We start from the raw sequence: 15,816 nt of genomic DNA on the forward strand, positions 1-15,816 counted from the left end.
GCTCGAGCCCGGCCCGCAGCGGATCTAGGGCCGGGCTCGACGTCCCGCGCCGAGCGGGACCAGCTATGAGCGGCGGAACTCGCCGTCCGCTATACCAGCGGTGAACGCGTCCCACGCACCGGGGGTGAACACAAGGGCTGGGCCGGTGGGGTTCTTGGAATCGCGCACTCCAACGTGCTCACCATCGACAAATGCGACCTCAACGCAGGCATCACCGCCCTGGCTGAGGCTTGACTTGAACCACTTGGCTCCGGTTAGGTCAACGGTCACTCTCGTACTCCCTTTGCTATCTCTCTCAGCAGGTCACGGCTCGAGCGGGGGTCCAAGCTCGCCCCTTGAGCAATCTTGAACGCTCGGCGGAACCTCACCACATCCGACTGCACTTCAAGGTAGACGCTTCCTGCGTAGCTCTCGCAGTAGACCACTGGCGGCTCCTCCAGTTTGCCTCGCACGTCGCGTCCGAAGTCCAGGATGATGAACGGCGGTAGAGCGGTGCCGAGCGGCAACCCTGCACGGAACGGCATCACTCGTACGTCGATGTTGTCGTGCGTGCTGAGGTCCGCAATGTGTCTGTACTGCGCGGCCATCACACGGTGGTCTCCGACCACTGTTCGCAACATCGACTCGTGCAGCACGAATGCGGCGGTAGTCGGATTGCGCGACCGTGTGAGGATGTTCTGCCGCTGCGCCCGCACCTCAGCGCGTCGGTCTAACTCTTCTTCGGATTCGTCGGAGAAGTACAGGCGGTCGACAGCCCTCGCATAACCAGCTGTTTGGAGCAGACCAGGCATGATCAACGGCTGGAACTGCGCCAAATCCTTTGCGCCAGCTTCTAGTCCGACGTACAGGTTGAACCAAGTAGCGATCGAACCGCTGTAGGTCTGCCACCACGACTTCACGGGGGCCTGCTCTGCAAGTCCCTTGGCGATCGCTGACTTGCTCTGGCTTAGTCCATAGATTTCGCACAAACTCAAAACATCGCGGACTCTTACCTTTTCGGTCGTGCCCTTCTCGATGCGTTGCAAGGTGGCCTTGCCCCACTCCATCAGGGTTGCAGATTTTTCGAGAGTGAGGCCCGCTCCCTCGCGCGCTTCGCGCAGGAACCTGCCCAACTGCCTGCGCGGCAGGGTGCTACCTGTTTCCTCTGCTCCGTCCTCGTCCGTCACGGTCTCCCCTCTCGTTCCATTCCGAGTCCACGTCTTGTTTCAGAATGGACCGATCATATAGCCCGGTCCAGACCGTGACCTGGTGATTTGAAACGGTTTCATGAAGTTTGCCGGGGTTACTCCCGAACTTTGCCACTTGACAGACCCTTGCTTCATGGCTAGAGCTACTCGGTTTAGCAAGGCGGAGACTTCCGCATTGGCGGTGTTGAGGCCGGGCGGAATCCTGCCCGTCGAATCGCTGGCGCGTTCAGCCGGACTTACCGGGGTAGCTGCCCGCCGCGCGGTGCTTCACCTCAAATCGACTGGACTCGTTTCCTACGGCGGCATGTCGGGTCGGCGCGGCTATCAAATCACCGACCGAGGCCGGGCCCAGTTCCCGGCCCCGTCCAGCCGATAGGAAAGGGACCAATCATGTTGCACATCACCTCTACTAAACATGGCGAGGCCACCTGGCGGATTGAGCACAAACGGCTTTGGATGGAGTCTTTTCGCGACTGCCGCGACGACCATGCCCTCGACCCCGCCTATCGGTTAAGAATGGACGGCTCGACTGTCGAAATACCAAATGGCCCAACAGGACTCGTCTACTTTGGTGAGGATTCGGAGCGCCCGGAGCTGCCATTCGTAGAGGAACGATTTCCCGCACACCGCGACCTCTGGGAAGCGGTCGAGAACGCCTACTGGGATGAGGTTGAACCACTCGAACATTCGCGCCTCGAACAGCTCAATCCAGAAGCCTTGGACTACACAACCGACCGATGGACAGTCGCAGAAATTCGCGAAACCGCCTGGAACATAAGGCGTTCGGCGTGACGCGCCCGTGGCCGCACGTGCGAGACGCCGGTGTTCGCTCCTACCTCAGTGCCCGGCAAATGTCCGCAGTGACCGAGATCCCCTACACGGTACTGATCCGGTGGCGAAACCACGGCCCGGTCTGGGTACCCTCACCCGACATCATGGTCGACCGCCGACCGGGCTGGTCACTGCCGTGTGCACAGCACTGGAAACAGCTCGAGCACGCCCCATTCCGCAGACCCGAGTGTGTACCGTTCGTCGGCCTCCGAACCATGGCCAGGACATATCGGGTCGGGGTGTGGAATTTGTGGCACGGCATCCGCGACGGCTCCATCCCTGCTCCGGTCGTGTGGGTTGACGGTCTGCCCGGCTGGCGACACCGTCCCACGCACCCCGACCGCGACGGCCGCCTCCGCCGCTGCCCAAGGGGCACAGCTCCGGAAGACGCGCAGCAGGAGCATGACGAATGATCGAATCCTTTGGTGCCGAGGGCAATTGGCTGTTCAAAACCAAATCGGCAGGGCGCTGGGCAAAGTGGGTAGGCCATGCCGACGACGGCATCAAGGTGAGCTCAATTTGCAACCCTGGCGACCCTCATCCTCCGTTCCGATGGAATGACCGCTCCCGCGACGTGATCGGTGTGTCGGGGCAAATCTGCTTCGACCTCAGCAACCGACCGACCTTGAAAGACCTTCGCGACAATTTCGGAACGGAATGGAATCCGTTGTGGGACAGGATCCAAGAGGAATACGACGAAGCCCACCAGCAGCTGAAGGCTGGCCACGGCAGGGGTAGCTGGTGACATCAGTCTGTGCGAGGTCAGGGGAGGCGGTGAGCCGTGCCTGACGGTTCCGTGAAGTGGTTCAACGTAGAGGAAGGTTCCGGCTTCATCACCTGCGCTCTATGCGATCCGTTCATGGAGTGCGGCAAACGGTATGACGTGCTGGTAGCGGATCTAACAAGGGGCAGTGGTCGACAGCGTCGCCGCCGGCCTTATGGTGCACCCCCGATCCAGCGACCACGACGTATCGACCTGGGTCGCATCCTGTCTCGGACTGGCCGTCCATGCCCGCAGAGATCGCTGATATCGCGAGTCGGCGAGGAAGAAGAACTGATGACCTATGTCCGCCTGGGGCGCGCGGCAATCCCGACCAGCCGCGATCTGGTCGCCGCGATGCGCGGTGTCGAAGCCGAACGCGGGATCGCAGGAGAACGTTGATGGCCCGCACACCCCAAGCCTTGAGCTACAACGACATTCGCGACGCAGTGGACAGCATCGCTGGAGCAGTACGTCCGGTCACACTGGCAGCGGTCGACCCCGGCGCGATCCCCAGCAGCGGTGTCGGACAGTGCCAGGCGTGGCTGGCGCTGGAATTCATGCAGTTCTCCGGCTCGGTGAAGCTGCGCGGCGCACAGAATCTCGTCTCGACCCACCGTGCGGACGCCACGCTGCCCGCAGCGGGGTTGACGATCGCCTGCGCTGGTAACGCTGGGCTCGCGTGTGCATGGGCAGCCAAGGCAACCGGCACACGCGCGGCCATCTTCGTACCCGCCACGACGCCGACGCGACGAATCGACGCGCTTCAGGCCCTTGACGCCGATGTGCGCCGTGCGGGCCTGGTCCAGGCCGAGGCTGAGGCCGCATGCCGCGACTACGCCGCCTCGTCCGGTGCATTGCTGGTCGACGCCTCGCAGGATCGATTGTTCGCGGCGGGCATGGGAACGCTGATGGTTGAGATCCACCAGCAGATACCGGATCTCGACACAGTCGTCGTCGCCGCCGTCAGCGGTGGCCTATTCGCCGGGGTCGCCACGGCAGCAAACCATTTCGGCGTGCGCATCGTGGCTGTGGAACATCAGGATCGTCGAGGACTACACGCAGCGCTCAAGTCGAGACGGGTCCTTGAGATCGGCATCGACTCGATCGCTGCGGGCACGCTCGATGCGCACAGGGTCTCGGCGATGGCGCTGGATGCCGTCCAGCGCTTCGACGTGCGCTCGATCCTGGTCAGCGACAACAACATTGCCGCCGCGCAGCGCGCACTGTGGGAGCACCGGCGCTTGATGGTGGAGCCCGCTGGCGCGACCGCGCTCGCAGGGCTGTTGACCGGTGCCTACACACCGGAGCCCGGCGAGAAGGTCTGCGTGGTGTTGAGCGGCGCGAACATCGGCCAATGGTCACCCCCGTTCAGGCAGCCGGACTATCCGTGACTGCGGTGATCGGGTTCAATGCGCGAATTCGCCGAGTTCCTCGATGTACTCACGGTATTCGGTGATGGCATGGTCGAGCAGTCTCGCGATAACGCCACGCAGCACTGTGTTGTCGGCGGGCCGCACCGTCAGGGTTCGCGTGCCGGTCTCCATGTAGCGGCCCTCCTTGAGGTCGTACCAGCGGACGGTGCCGATCTTGCGTGCCGGTGCCGGGCCGTTGTGCCGGGGACCGCGAAACACCGTGATCAGTCCCGCACCGACAGCGTCGCCACCAAGCAGCCGCTGATACCTGGCCCGAGGGGTTGACTCGTTGGTGTAGCGGACTATCGGCTCAGCCTCTGGCCTCAAGTCGGCGGCCTGGAACGTCTCCGCGGGCAGTCGACCTGGCTGGTGTTTGGGCAGCAACTTTGCCAGTACGGCGGGCAGCTTCTCGGCCGAGGTTACTGACACCTTGATCCGCGCGCGTTTAGTGAACTGGACCGCTAGTGCGGCATGGCGGTAATGGCGGGCAGCGGCCACACGAACCGGGCCGACGGCGTCGTAGAACCCGTGGATTTCCACCCATGCCTCCGGATCGGTCAACACCGCGAATGCCCGCCGGAGTAGATCGGCTTCTTCCCACCCCAAACGGCCATGCTCGGACCAATCGTGGCGCACCCGAGTCCAATGCTCGTCTCGTTCGTTGACGTGGGTGAACCGGCTCAAATAGTCCAGCGGGTACAGCATCCGATCATTGGCCGGGCCGAACCATAGGGCAGCGAATTCCTCGTCATCGAAGGACCAGGTGGCCATCACGAACCGATGGTGGGCGGCACGTACTTGTTCTTGCCAAGCAGCTCGATGGTGTTGGACTCGTGGGTCAGATCGACCTTCTTGTCTTTCTTCTCCCGCTCCTCGTTCTTGCCGCGCGCGGCGCCGGCCGCCGTCATGCCGGGCGCACCGCCTGGCTTGCCCGGCGTACCACTTGCCGAGGTACCCGACGCAGCAGCAGGCGTGAGTCCGGGCGGCGTGGTTGGCACCGCAGGGCGCGACACACCGGGCCCAGCCGGACTCCCGGTGCTCGACGGGACACGATTGTTGGGCCCTACAACGGAACCGAGATTGGGCCGCCCACCGGGGTAGGCGGGATCGCCCGGCGGCGTGACAACGGACGTGACACCCGGAGTGATTGCGGGACTGGGCGTTTGAGCTGGCGCTGCCGGAACACTCGAGGGTGTGCGTGGCGAATCCGACCGACTGCTGTCCGAGGCCGACTGGGTCGTGGTGGTCGGCGGCTGCCCTTCCGTCGCCGCAGCCTGCGTGTGGTCAGGTGAATTCTGTGCTGGCACATCGGCACTCGGTGCCGCTGCGTCGCTCGGTTGCCCGGCGACAGGTGCGCTGTCGTGGTTGGTCTCATCCGGTTCGGTGAGAGCCGCGGATGGAGTGGGGCCGGTCGCTGGGCTCGGAGCTGGGCCATCGTTGACGGGTGAGACCGCGGGTGGATACGTGGGCAGCTTGGCGTCCTGGTCCATGAACCCAACGACGTAGCGTTCCTGCATGATTCGCCGAGCTTCGGCCTGCGCGGTATCGGCTTTCCGTGTCTGGCGGTCATATTCGACCGGGTCGGCCTTCTGATCTGCGGTCACCTGAACCACCGGAGGAAGGAACGACTTCGTCATCACCGCCGTGGTGGCGGTGTTCACGACGACTGATGCGGTCTGGTCGAACAGGGCGACGAGCTCTTCCGCGGTGCTGCCGTACCGGCTCACGGCTGTGGCCGCGCTGTCGGCAGCCGCACCGGTCCACTTCCCGTCGACTGCGGAACGCACAGCGTGGACTAGCGCGGTGGTGGAATCACGCCACATCGCACGCGCATGACCCCAGTTCGTCACCATGTCGTGGGTAGCGTTCTGGATCAGGTCGAACGCGTCCTTGATCTGCTGGTGCGTCAGCGCGTCGACGTTCTCGGGATTGGTGATCGCAGGCGGGTCGTAGTCGGTCATCGTCCACCCCCGTGCTCAGGTCTCTGCGCAAACTTCAATTCCTTGAAACGAGCGGCGAACTCGGCGTCTGTCTGTTCGTAACGCTCACGGATCGACTGGAACAGAGCTTGAAGTTCTGTGGCGACCCGGTAGTGATCTTCGAGTGTGTCGTAAGCGTTGTTCGGGCCGGTCATCGCCTTCTCCCGGAACCGTCGCACCATGGTCTGCGCGGAAGTCAATAGGTCAGATCTCTCGCCGATTCCCCATTCCTGCTGCTCGTAGATCTTGCGGATCACCCGCTGGATATCGCCGATCTCATCAAGATGGTCCTGGCATGCCTTCTCGAGGGCGATGAACGCAGCTGGATCGGCCTTGAGCGATAGAGAACCGGCTTTGGCCTGTTCGATCAGGGGGCCGAACACCGGGTGCCCTTCATCCTCCATGTTCGCCCCTTTCTGGCTTCCACTCTCGCCTCATATAGTTCGACGCACTGCGGGGTGGCGTGGTTCCATCGAGCTTGCCCGCGCGTTGGCTTCTCACGCGCCTGGAGGTATCGCGGCGACCGTCTGCTGCACGAGATTGGTTAGCAAACTACAGCTGTCCAGCTGCCCCGTCTTCGGTCGCGACTTCTGATTCGCGAGGTCGAATTCTAGTGTGCCAGACGCCATCTCGACATTGACGACGCAACTTGCGGCGCCCAGTGACGGAAACAGCGTATAGAACGCGGCGCGGCGCCCTCCGAAGTTCTGCTCTCGGTAGGAATCCGGGAACTTTGTCTTGATCTGGTCCAACGTCAGGTTCGTGGTGACGATCCGCACGTCGTAGCCGCCGCTGACCTGGTACCCGCACCCGGTCCACGTGGTCGACTCGTTCTGGCTGTTGTCCGGACCGCGGTTCTCGAGCCCTTCGGCACTGAGCACGCTTTGCGGGATGTCGGTGCAGGGGTCGAACTTCGCGGATTCGACGGGTGAGGAGGGCGCCGACGATGCCGAGGGCGTCGGCGCATTGTCGCCGTCGGTGCTTGTGCAGCCCGTTACCACCAGAGCAATCGCGCACACCGCTGAAGCTGCGATCGCAGCGCGACGAGGCCGTGACGCTGAAATGGCCTGGCTTGCAACGTCTATCACATCCGCTCGCTTCCTGCCGGAACTCACTGGGTCGGCCGTGCTGGTGTCGATGATGTCGACTCTGGCCCGGCCTTCGGCAGCCGACATCCGGTTCTGGCGGTGATCACGGCTGCTTGCTGTGTGCTGATCCCGAAGGTGGTTCCATCGTCGCTGGAGAACCGGACGTCGTGGTGTCCGGGTTTGTTCTGAAGGATCTGGACCTGTGTGGCTTCGAACGTGGCTGCGGCGGTCCGGGTGGCTTCCTCGATGCGGGGCCAGTCTTGTTCAGAGATCGCAGTGTCGGAAACGTAGTGCTGGAGAATCGCGCGTTGGCCGTTGGTCTGGTCGTAGGGTTTGTCGCACCCCAGCGTTGCTCGATCACGATTCCACGCCCATCGCAATGCCGGGTTGATCGCGGTGGCAGCGGTACCGATCTGCTCCACTGCTTGCTTCAGTCGCGCTTCGGTATCTTCTAGCGACGGAAGCGTTTTGAGGGTCTCGGCTGCTTTGGTCGTGTCATCGGGTGGGGTTGGTTCGCCATACGGCTTGTCGGTCAGTCCGCATCCGGCAGTGAACGCGATCAGCGCGATCATGGGTGCGAGACGCCACCAGTTGTGTGTTCGCGCGACGGTGGTCATCGTGCGGGCACCACGTTCTCGGGCAGACCGGCAATGATGGCAGCGACGTTATAGCCGGTGATGCGGGGCTGGTTATTGCTTTGTTGGGGGTATTCGCTGTGCCCGGAGGCTCCATCGAGCCATCGGCCATCCGCGGTGAAGCCAGCGTGGGTGTCGAGCTGGGTGAAGTTGGTGTTCTTGGCCGGATCGGGACCGAAGTCTCCGTACCCTGCGGCCTCGCCCGCGTACGCGGCGCCAGGGATGGCAATGGGGAACGCGCCCGGTAGGGGCACCTTCGCGATCGCGGGACCGTCTTGAGTCCATTTGATCGGATCGTCTTCCGCACGCATCACATAGCCATGTCCCGACTGCAGGCCGAGGTCGGCAGGGGTGTTGGCTTCGATGCCAGGCGAGCCATAGACGACCATGTCGGTGACCGGATGGCCGCCAGGCTGCTGCAACGCCAGGCCTGTGGTCAGCGAGCCGTAGGAGTGTCCGACGGCGGTGATGTGGGGTGGCTTGTCACCGGAGTTGGCGGCCTCTAGGCCGTTGTAGAACCGCGACAAGTCGACAGCACCGGCGCGCGCTACGTCATCGCGTGCGACTTCGTTGCCGCCGACGAGACTGTTGGGGTCAGGCCAGCCTGGTATTTGGGGCGGGTCGTATCCGATCCACGCGATAGTGGACACCGTTTCGTTCTTTCGTCCCTTGTCGTCGAGCTGCTTCTGCGCTTCGTCGCGCAAGTTGGTCGCTTCGTTGGACATACCGCCGATCGAGTCTCGCACGGTGGTGTTCAACCCAGGGGCGGTGACGGAAATGTGGTCGGCCTTATCCGGGTCACCGACCGCGATAGCGGCTCGGCCCTGCCGCCCTGAATACATGTCCAGGAGTAGGAGTTTGCGGTCGGGCTTGCCGTCGACCGCTTTGTCGACGGCGTTGAGGTCGTTGAGGCGGTTGGTGATCTCTTTGTAGTCCTTGGGGTCCGCGCCCGCGGCCTGAGCGGTCGTGATGGCTTGCTCGAGGGTGGCACGGATTTGGGGGATCTGGTTGCGGTTGGCTTGGTCGCGGGCCGAGGCGGGGATGCCGTCGCGGTTGCCGATGTCACCGGGGTGGTTGGTGATGAAGTCGTGTTGCTGCTCAGCGGTCAGCGAGTTCCACCAGTGCCGGTTCTCGTCGACCGAGGCGTCCTTGGCGGGCGGCTTCGGTGTCGGCTTGACCCAACGTGGTGGGCCGAAGTCCGGAGGTGTCGGTAGGTCTTTGAACGCTTCCTGGATCGCGGATTCGGCGCGCACGTCGGCGGTTCGGAGGTCGGCGAGGGCGTTCTTGAGCTCGTCGGTGCGGAGTTTGGCGTCGTTCTCGAGCAGCGACAGCATCTGGTTGGCCTTGACGACGCCGACGCTGGCGACCAGGGTGGTCCACTGCTGCGGGGAGACGCTGACGGTGCCGTCGTCGGCGACGGTGTATTTGTTGGCTTCGGCGTCGGTGGCCTTGTTGACCACCACGAGCCGGTGTGAGGAGATGTTGCCTGCGCCGCCGCGGGCCGCGCCCGCACCGTTGGTCAGCGCGTCGATGACCTTGGTGGCGTCGTTGTTGACCTGTGCGAACCGTGCGCGCATGGCATCGCCGCCCTCGCCGATCCAGTAGTCGTGTGATCCGTCCACCGTCGACACCGTGGCAGTCATTCGGGTGCGCAGGTCTTGAGCGGCCAGCTGCCATTCGAGGGCCTGCTGGTCGAACGCATTGGGTTTCCAGTTCTTGACCTGAGAGACGGTGAGAGCTGTCAACGGCGTGGGGTCCGGGCTCACCGGACACCTTCCGCGACTGCCTCCACCTGGTCGGCGAAGCGTTCGTCGGTACCGGTGTAGGTGCTCAACGCCGCAGTGGTGTTGATACCCATTTCGTACAAAGCCTGCGAGACCAGGTGAGCGGCGTGGTGTGCGACGTCGGCGGCAGGCTCGCACATCGCCGCCGCGACTGATCCGGCCATGTCGGCTTTTACCTGCTGATGCGTGCGCTGAACCTGGATAGCGCCGACGTCACTGGCCGCATCGGCCAGCTCGTTTGCCAATGCGCGTACGCGTACTGGATCGAGATCGAGTTTGTCGTTGACCCCCATGAACGGCACCCCCTCGCTGCCCCTGCCCCAACAGGAACGCTGGGGATATCCTGTTCGAGCGGCATACGCCGCGTCCTGGTGATTCTGCCATATTCTGGTCATCCGAACAGGGGAGGATGTCGATGACGGCGAACATGAACACGGTCGAGATGCTCACCTTCGCGCTCAGCGAGCGGCGAACCACAGCCTCGGATCCGACCCGTTCGGTCACCGTCGAAGTCACCGCCGACGGTGCAATTCACTCGATCCGACTTTCCGACGCCGGCCGACAGATCCCCGCCGAGCGACTCGCCGCGATGATCAAACAGCTCCACACCAGAGCAACAGCCGAAGCCCAGCAGGCCGTCAAGGATATCGTCGCGGGATTCGTTGACGCCAGCCCCGGGCCCGCGCCAATAGCAGGGACGGGTGAAGGAGGAAATTCAGCGGGAAGAACCCGTGCGGTGGAGACGGGCCCAGAGTCAGATGGCTTGTCAGTGGGGAAAGGTGTCGCCCACCCATCCTTGTCGCCAACGCCGGTGCCGGGGCCGACGGCCGCCTCTCAGTCAGCAGGTGCGGCGGCTGCCCTGTCGCGTGTGCCGGGGCGATCAGCCGATGTCGTCAGCTACGACGACGAAGATGAGGACGAGTACTACCGCAATTTCAGCATCACCCAAGTAGACGACTATCGCCCCCGATCGAACCGCCCAGACAACCGATAAGCGGGGAGATGGTCCACGGCTATCCGAATCAGATGCCGGGACGACCCGACCTGCCCCCCACTGCGCGTGATTGGTGGTGGCATGGCTTGTGCGAGAACGGATTACGGTAGAAAGCTCGCGGGGAAGAAGATCGAGATGATCAGGAAATCGCGACGATTGTTCCCTCCGCGCTTATTGCAGTAGCGGCTGCGGCCGGACCGTCGGCAGCACAACAAATTCCGCCGACCGCGTCGTCGATCTGGGCGTCGCATATCTCGACGGAGAGATCACAGTGGCCGACGCCGAACCGGCTGAAGTCCCAGAAACCGCAGCGGCTGGACTTCACGGCATCAGGTGTGAGGATTCACTTGGGACCTGCCGGCAACGCGCCGGTCCTGGGCGAAGGCAATCCAGGAGATGGTTTCCTGACTGGCGACCCGAACGGGCCGTACCTGGGACTATGGCACCGACCTGCGGACAGGCGTCAGAGGCTATGTCGACTCAAACAACTTGACCCCCGGACGTTAGTTTACCCCGTTACCTTGTTTATGGCCCTCGCACTGGGCCACGGTCGCCAGCCCCGGTAGGACTTCTTCCCCGGGATCGGTGTGCTGGACGTCTTCACGGTCCGCTGGGTGCTGTCGAAGTCCACCGCGACGAGTTCGCCGCATCGAATTCGTGTCCGGGCGCGGTGTATCTGGACAATCGCGAACGTCGCGACCTGCGGGTTGCCAGATACCATGAGCCGCCGTTGCGGATGATGGATCGATGTACCTGGCGAATGCAGAATGAAGCCCCGGGTCGCCGTTCCGGGAAGGTGCAGGTCACGACTTTGTTGGGCAGATTCAGTGAGGCATTGGCCAGGTAGCCCGGCAGACTCGCCATATACCGTGAGTTTTGGCCAGATACCTTGAGCCAGGACAATTCGGAATGTGGAAGGAGGCTGACCTGGCTATTTGCTGTCGGGTTGCGCGGTTGTGTGATTCGTCTTACATTGGATGTGCGCCCTCTTCTTGAGGGTTTCCCGGTGATCGCTGGCAGCGGATCCGGATGTAGCGCCACAAGGGCACGAACAGCGCGGTGAACGCGTGGTTGTGCTGTGGCTTCCCGACATGTGAGGTGATCGGCGCTGTTGCGTCGAGGCCGCTGGTCGGTGCGCATTCGCCTTGATCCTGTTCGAGCATCGTGTGCCGCGAACGGCGTTGATCGCCTGCGGTTTTCGCGGTTGCCGACGGGTCACTGTGGAAGTGGGTCCGCCGATGCGGAAGTCCAGTGGCGATCAACGTTGTTGTCGTCGAGTCGCTATTGCCAGTGTGTTGCCGCTGGCTGTCGCCGTAACGTGCGGCGGTCTCGCGGTCGCCGATTCCGGGCAGGTTGGCGTCACGCCTGATCCATCGGGTGCGACAAGTCCCGTCACACCGGGTGGCGGGACAGTGTCCGGCGCTGAGCCCGTGGTGAGTCAGGTCCGTGGAACGGTCGCCGAGGTCGCGCGACAGTTCGCGCAGGTGACACCGCACGTTCAGTGGCTAGTAGATGCCGCCGCGGCGTTGGTCCGCCAGGCCGTCGAACCCGCGTGGCAACAGCTAGGTGCACTACTGGGCCGACCCGCGTCGCAGCACCGATGGGTGGCTCGGCGATGACCAGCACGCAACGACACCTGGATCGGTTCCTCACTGTGCTGGATCTGGACCGCGGCGCTGCGTCTGAGCTGCGTCACCTCGCTGACGCCGACACGCCTGGTGGCGGAGTTTCGGACCCGACCGATTTGGCTGAGGACTTCGACGCTCGTTGGACGCGGGTCGAGTCCGGGCGAGCCCGCGACGGTGCCGCTAGAACTCGTCGTCGCAGACTCACGCTGACTGCCGTGAGCGTCTGCGTGGTGACAGGCGCGGTCGCCATGGGCGTATTCCTGCATTACGCCGACCGAAGCGCTGTGCCTATCCGCGGCCCAATTGCCGCCAGCTTGCAGAACTTGGGGCAGGGTCCTGCCGCGCAGGCTGGCGGCGACTGTCCTGCGACGCCGGTGGTCGCGGGAGGCACAGTCCGCGGCTCGGGGACCGGCGGCACCGAGTCGGGGCCTGGCGTCGTGATGGCGTTCGAGACCGCCTACTACGTGACGCGGTCCGGGATCGCCGCACGCGCGGTGACTACCCCTGATGCGAATGTGCCTGCGGCAGAGACCATCCAAGCCGGCATCGACACCATCCCGGTGGGCACCCGGTTCTGCGTCGTTGTCGACCCGGCGGGACCGAACTCCTGGCAGGTCGACCTCACCGAGACCCGCCCGGGTCGTGCGCCGGTCGTCTATCGGCAGACCGTGACCACCACCGTCGTGGACGGTCGGGTTCTGATCACGGGGATCACGCCGCGATGAGCACCGCATTCGAACTCGAAGGGGTGGCTTTCCCGCTGCAGATCGCTCCTGCGGTCCTCGTCGTCGGGGCTGGCGGCGGCGCAGGCGCGACCACCACCGCGTTGGGACTGGCGGCGGCCATTGGCGCCACCACGGACTGGGACGCGGTCGCCGTCGATGCGACCACCTCCGGCGGCGATCTCGGCGTGCGCGGGGCAGACGAGCTGACGCGGCCGATGTCGCTGCAATCGTGGCTGACCGAAATCGCCGACGGCGCAACGTCGATCACGCGCGAACTGCTGCAGTCGTCAAGCATCGGCGCAGGATTGCTGTGGCGAGACGACACAGCGTTGCCCGCACGAGCCACCATCGGCACGACCGCGCGACTGCTGAGGATCTCGGGGTATCTGGGCATTTATGACGGCGGCGGGCACGTGTCGGCGGGGCGGCTGCTGCCGCTGATCTGCGACGGCCACACCAGCCTGATCCTCGCGACTCCGGCCCGACGCGGCACCGCGAACCGGTTGTTCGCGAGTCTGAAATGGCTGGACCAGAACCTCGGCGGCGACGTCGTCGCCGACACCACAGTTGTTGTGACGCACCAGGATCAGCGAACGGGCTCACTTGCCGACGAGATCCGCCGAAGCCTGAATGGCTGGGTGCGCGACGTGTTCGAGGTCCCCTACGACCCGCATCTCGCGGGCGGGGTCGCTATCAGCGTCGACCAGCTGCATTCCTCAACCACCACGGCTTACGCCGATATCGTGATGGGAGTCGGCCTGTGAAGCGACCGATCGCTACCCCCGCAATCTGGATCGCGGCACTCGCCGCGACCGCAATGCTTGCCGGCACGACGCCCACCGTCGCCGCTCCTGCCCCGGCATACCCGAGCGGATCGGGATGCCCCGCGGTGGCGGGGATCTTTGTGCCCGGCACGTGGGAAACCAACCCGGACGCCGACCCTGCACGCCCGATCGGGCTGCTCGCTCCGGTCGCCACCGGATTAGCCGACCGGTTCGGTGACCGGTTCCTGGCCCGATTCCCCGGCTACAGCGCCTCGGCGTGGGACCGCGGGATGAGCTACGGCGCCAGTGAGACGACCGGCGTCACGGCCGCGACCGCGGAGATCACCGAGATCGCCCGACGCTGCAGCGCAGCGAAGTTCGTGCTGGCCGGTTACAGCCAGGGCGCCGACGTCATCGGCGACCTCGCCGCGAGCATCGGCTGCGGCAAAGGAGCGATCTCCCCGGACCGTGTGATCGCAGTGGGGTTGATCGCCGACCCGCATCAAGGCACGGCGGGCGGCAAAGTCGTCGGCCCTGCACTGGATGGGCACGGTATCGCCGGACCGCGCCCTGGCGGGTTCTGCCAGCTGTCGGCCGTGACCGCGCAGATATGCGATCCACGGGACAAATACTGCAACACGAACGCCGCGACCAACCCGATCCTGGCCGGCCTGGGCCGCATCCTCACCGGCGGAAGCGACGAACCCGCCGCGGCCGAACCGGACGGCGCGCCGCCCGCTGGCGACAACCCGACAGGCAACACCGACCAGGCGGGTGCGCCCGGTGCCGATGCGGTGCAGCTGCAGGCACTGACCCAGTCGCTGATGTCCGATTTCGGGGGAGGCGATCTGCCGAAGCTGGCTGCCGATCTCAATACCGTTGTGTCACAGGCCCTGTCCGGAAGAATCGACTCGGGCGCGGTTACGGCGGTGCAGGACACACTGCGGTCTCTGACTGATCTGCTGGGCTGGACAGGCAGCAATCCATCGGCGACCGAACGGCTGGCACACGCACCGGCCGACTCGCCCGAACACCAGGCGAGCCAGGTGCTGGCCGCCGCGAAGAACAGCGACCTCGGCACGGCCCTGGATTCCTTGGCCGCGATCGCCTCACAAGCGGGCGGTGCCGGCGGAGGTCTCGCGCCCGATGTGGCCGGATCGGCGAACGCATTGGCGTCCTCGACGGCGTTGCTGACCGCGATGCCTGCGGACACCTTGTCGCAGGCCACGACTGTGTTGTCGATCCTGAAACCGTCGACGGTGTTCGAGCAGGTGGTCAACGTCGCGACCAACACCCTCGGCTTCGCCACCAACATCCCGAAGATGCTGGACACCCTGCGCCAGATCGTGACCATCGTCGCGGACGGCGGCATCGACGTGCCCGCGAAAGTCCGTGGCCTGCACGAGCAGTTCGGCACCTTGAACAACCTGTGCAACCCTCTGGTGAAAATGGCCGCCGGAGTCGACCTGCACACGGTGTCGAAGCTGCTGGCCATGATCCCCGACCCGCAGGGCGTCGCCCAGATCGCGTCGGTGATCGTCGGAATCCTGGGGAACCTGGACGTCGTCAAGCTCGCATTGCAGGTCGGCGGGCTCCAAGAACAACTGTGGGGCATCGCCAAAGCGATCACCGGCGGCGGCAACCTCGTCGATATCGGCGCCCGGCTCGTCGGCCTGATCCCGACGCTGCTCGGGTTCGCCACGACCGCGGTGAACACACTGACCGCAGCCGCCAAGACCCCCACCACCGCGCTCGACACCCCGCGGTCGGGTGAACCGACAGTCTCAATGGGCGGCGCGTCGAACCTGGCGAGCCTGGCCGAGTCATTGGTCAACAGCTCATCGCAAGGCGCGGCTGACCTCGGGCAGCTGGTCGCCGACGGCGTCTCGGCGGCATCGTTCTTCGCGTCGGGCGCACATCAGGGGTACGACCGATTCGTCGTCGATGAGTCCGGGCGCACCGCTGTCACGTGGCTGACGGACTGGTTCGCCGGGCGTATCCGGCAGGTCGGAGCCGTGTGATGAGC

16 protein-coding genes are annotated in these 15,816 nt (G+C 64.4%); 7 read left to right on the top strand and 9 right to left on the bottom strand.

All coding sequences use genetic code 11. From position 1 onward, the window contains the following. Positions 1–63: 63 nt before the first annotated feature. Together OG203_RS35135 and OG203_RS35140 are read right to left on the bottom strand one after the other, a co-directional pair. On the bottom strand, positions 64–270 hold the full coding sequence (locus OG203_RS35135) for a DUF397 domain-containing protein (RefSeq protein WP_405161506.1): 207 nt from the start codon (positions 268–270) through the stop codon (positions 64–66). Then, entirely contained in the window at positions 267–1,166 is a 900-nt protein-coding gene (locus OG203_RS35140) for a helix-turn-helix domain-containing protein (RefSeq protein ID WP_405161507.1), read from the bottom strand. Before OG203_RS35140 ends, OG203_RS35135 begins: the two co-directional genes overlap by 4 nt. A gap of 411 nt (positions 1,167–1,577) precedes the next feature. On the opposite strand from OG203_RS35140, the gene OG203_RS35145 reads away from it, so the two are divergent. From OG203_RS35145 to OG203_RS35155, 3 genes are all read left to right on the top strand, one after another. Beyond that, positions 1,578–1,979 (top strand): hypothetical protein, encoded by a 402-nt coding sequence (locus OG203_RS35145; protein ID WP_405161508.1) that lies wholly within the window; start codon positions 1,578–1,580, stop codon positions 1,977–1,979. 448 nt (positions 1,980–2,427) lie between these two features. Further along, positions 2,428–2,763 carry a hypothetical protein gene (locus tag OG203_RS35150; protein ID WP_405161509.1) on the top strand — a complete coding sequence of 112 codons (336 nt, stop codon included), beginning with the start codon at positions 2,428–2,430 and terminating at the stop codon, positions 2,761–2,763. 416 nt (positions 2,764–3,179) lie between these two features. Then, positions 3,180–4,172 (top strand): pyridoxal-phosphate dependent enzyme, encoded by a 993-nt coding sequence (locus tag OG203_RS35155; RefSeq protein ID WP_405161510.1) that lies wholly within the window; start codon positions 3,180–3,182, stop codon positions 4,170–4,172. A 15-nt stretch (positions 4,173–4,187) separates the two neighbouring features. On the opposite strand, the gene OG203_RS35160 is transcribed toward OG203_RS35155, so the two are convergent. The 7 genes from OG203_RS35160 to OG203_RS35190 all read right to left on the bottom strand — a co-directional run bounded on the left by OG203_RS35160 (position 4,188) and on the right by OG203_RS35190 (position 9,972). Beyond that, positions 4,188–4,964, bottom strand: a complete 777-nt coding sequence (locus OG203_RS35160) for an ESX secretion-associated protein EspG (protein ID WP_405168109.1) — start codon at positions 4,962–4,964, stop codon at positions 4,188–4,190. Further along, positions 4,964–6,154, bottom strand: a complete 1,191-nt coding sequence (locus tag OG203_RS35165) for a hypothetical protein (RefSeq protein WP_405161511.1) — start codon at positions 6,152–6,154, stop codon at positions 4,964–4,966. Before OG203_RS35165 ends, OG203_RS35160 begins: the two co-directional genes overlap by 1 nt. Then, positions 6,151–6,576, bottom strand: a complete 426-nt coding sequence (locus OG203_RS35170; RefSeq protein WP_405161512.1) for a hypothetical protein — start codon at positions 6,574–6,576, stop codon at positions 6,151–6,153. Before OG203_RS35170 ends, OG203_RS35165 begins: the two co-directional genes overlap by 4 nt. A 93-nt stretch (positions 6,577–6,669) precedes the next feature. After that, positions 6,670–7,347, bottom strand: coding sequence for a DUF3558 domain-containing protein (locus OG203_RS35175; protein ID WP_405161513.1), 678 nt, complete (start codon positions 7,345–7,347; stop codon positions 6,670–6,672). Next, a complete protein-coding gene (locus OG203_RS35180) occupies positions 7,284–7,877 on the bottom strand; it encodes an LppA family lipoprotein (protein WP_405161514.1) in 594 nt (197 codons plus the stop codon). Before OG203_RS35180 ends, OG203_RS35175 begins: the two co-directional genes overlap by 64 nt. After that, on the bottom strand, positions 7,874–9,661 hold the full coding sequence (locus OG203_RS35185; RefSeq protein ID WP_405161515.1) for an alpha/beta hydrolase: 1,788 nt from the start codon (positions 9,659–9,661) through the stop codon (positions 7,874–7,876). The genes OG203_RS35180 and OG203_RS35185 overlap by 4 nt, the downstream gene beginning before the upstream one ends. After that, entirely contained in the window at positions 9,658–9,972 is a 315-nt protein-coding gene (locus OG203_RS35190; RefSeq protein WP_405161516.1) for a hypothetical protein, read from the bottom strand. The genes OG203_RS35185 and OG203_RS35190 overlap by 4 nt, the downstream gene beginning before the upstream one ends. Positions 9,973–10,094: 122 nt before the next feature. Here OG203_RS35190 and OG203_RS35195 point away from each other — a divergent pair, with 122 nt between their 5' ends. From OG203_RS35195 to OG203_RS35210, 4 genes are all read left to right on the top strand, one after another. Continuing rightward, positions 10,095–10,673, top strand: a complete 579-nt coding sequence (locus OG203_RS35195) for a YbaB/EbfC family nucleoid-associated protein (RefSeq protein WP_405161517.1) — start codon at positions 10,095–10,097, stop codon at positions 10,671–10,673. A gap of 1,615 nt (positions 10,674–12,288) precedes the next feature. Further along, positions 12,289–13,026, top strand: a complete 738-nt coding sequence (locus tag OG203_RS35200) for a hypothetical protein (protein WP_405161518.1) — start codon at positions 12,289–12,291, stop codon at positions 13,024–13,026. Continuing rightward, positions 13,023–13,790, top strand: a complete 768-nt coding sequence (locus OG203_RS35205) for a hypothetical protein (protein ID WP_405161519.1) — start codon at positions 13,023–13,025, stop codon at positions 13,788–13,790. Before OG203_RS35200 ends, OG203_RS35205 begins: the two co-directional genes overlap by 4 nt. Then, positions 13,787–15,811 carry a cutinase family protein gene (locus tag OG203_RS35210; protein WP_405161520.1) on the top strand — a complete coding sequence of 675 codons (2,025 nt, stop codon included), beginning with the start codon at positions 13,787–13,789 and terminating at the stop codon, positions 15,809–15,811. The genes OG203_RS35205 and OG203_RS35210 overlap by 4 nt, the downstream gene beginning before the upstream one ends. Positions 15,812–15,816 lie beyond the last annotated feature (5 nt).

The sequence above is a fragment of the Nocardia sp. NBC_01499 genome (assembly GCF_045040275.1).
In the GTDB taxonomy this organism is placed as follows: Bacteria; Actinomycetota; Actinomycetes; order Mycobacteriales; family Mycobacteriaceae; genus Nocardia.